The sequence below is a fragment of the Streptomyces sp. NBRC 110611 genome, from assembly GCF_001590865.1.
Taxonomy (GTDB): domain Bacteria; phylum Actinomycetota; class Actinomycetes; order Streptomycetales; family Streptomycetaceae; genus Streptomyces.
In genome coordinates this window covers 1-1,248 of sequence record NZ_BBUY01000082.1, presented here as the reverse complement: position 1 = coordinate 1,248, position 1,248 = coordinate 1, and the positions used below count along the sequence as shown (strand labels likewise).

Genomic DNA, 1,248 nt, shown 5'->3' with positions numbered 1-1,248 from the left:
GTCTCCCCTCGTAGTGTGGAGATGTCCGCTATGAGGAAGTTTGATGGCAAAGATGCGCAAGAGGTACGACGCGGAGTTCCGGGCCGGGGCGGTCCGGATCGTTCGTGAGACCGGGAAGCCCATCGCGCAGGTGGCCCGGGACCTGGGGGTCAACGAGGGCACGCTTGCCACGTGGGTCTCCCGCGAGAAGGAGACGTCTCGGGCCGGCCCGGACCCGGACGAGCGGGCCGAGCTGGCCCGGCTGCGCAAGGAGAACCACGAGCTGCGGATGGAACGTGATGTCCTCAAGCGATCGGTGGTCCTGTGGGTCAAGGAGGCGACGAAGTGACGGTTGCGGACTTCATCGCCGACCAGAGGACCAGCCATCGGGTGCCGCACGCCGTCTCCTGCCGGGCCCTTGCGGTCTCGCAGTCCTGGTTCTACAAGTGGTTGGGCCGCCCGCCCACCACGAGGGACGAACGCCGCGCCGATCTCGCCCTGGCCATTCAGGAGGTCTTCGACCGCTCCGGCGGCACCTACGGCTCCCCGCGCGTCCACTGTGAACTGCGTGAACGCGGGTGGCGGGTCTCGAAGAACACCGTCGCGAAGGTCATGGCCGAGCTCGGCCTGGCCGGCCGCGTCAAGCGGCGCCGCCGGTCGCTGACCCGGCAGGGCAGATGGCCCGTCGCCCCGGACCTGGTCCGGCGCAAGTTCTCCGCGCCGGCCCCGGATGTCGCCTGGTGCGGCGACATGACCGAGATCATCACCGACGAGGGCAAGCTCTACCTCGCCACCGTCATCGACCTGCACTCACGTCGCCTGTTCGGCTACGCGATGGACGCCCACCACGACACCGAACTCGTCGTCGGCGCCCTGCACATGGCCGCGGCCACGCGCGGTGGCGACGTGCACGGCTTCATCATGCACACGGACAGGGGCAGTGAGTACACCTCGAAGCTTTTCGGTGACGCCTGCGAGCGTCTGGGCGTGGTGCAGTCCATGGGACGCGTCGGCTCCGCGCTGGACAACGCTGTCGCCGAAGCGACGAACTCCACGCTCAAGGTCGAGTACATCCACCGCCAGCGGTTCCGGGCCCGGGCCGAGGCCCGTCTCAAGATCGCGACGTGGATCACCAACCGGTACAACCCCCACCGCCGCCACTCCGCCTGCGGCTGGCTGCCACCCATCGACTACGAGAACCGGCACACCGTCACAGAGCAACAGCCACAAGCCGCTTAACGCAACCATCTACGCTGCGAGGCGATGGAC

2 protein-coding genes are annotated in these 1,248 nt (G+C 68.1%); both read left to right on the top strand.

Going from position 1 to position 1,248, the window contains the following annotated elements:
- The first annotated feature begins 43 nt into the window (after positions 1-43).
- Positions 44-328: a transposase gene (locus tag AZE13_RS33440; RefSeq protein ID WP_066940580.1), complete on the top strand. Its 285-nt coding sequence runs from the start codon at positions 44-46 to the stop codon at positions 326-328.
- The gene (locus tag AZE13_RS33435) at positions 325-1,218 is read left to right on the top strand and encodes an IS3 family transposase (protein WP_107288613.1); all 894 of its coding nucleotides are present in this window, start codon (positions 325-327) and stop codon (positions 1,216-1,218) included. The genes AZE13_RS33440 and AZE13_RS33435 overlap by 4 nt, the downstream gene beginning before the upstream one ends.
- Positions 1,219-1,248: the final 30 nt, after the last annotated feature.

Excerpts from the sequence above, each read along its gene's own strand:
- AZE13_RS33440 (WP_066940580.1), top strand. The coding sequence starts at position 44 with ATGGCAAAGATGCGCAAGAGGTACGACGCGGAGTTCCGGGCCGGGGCG.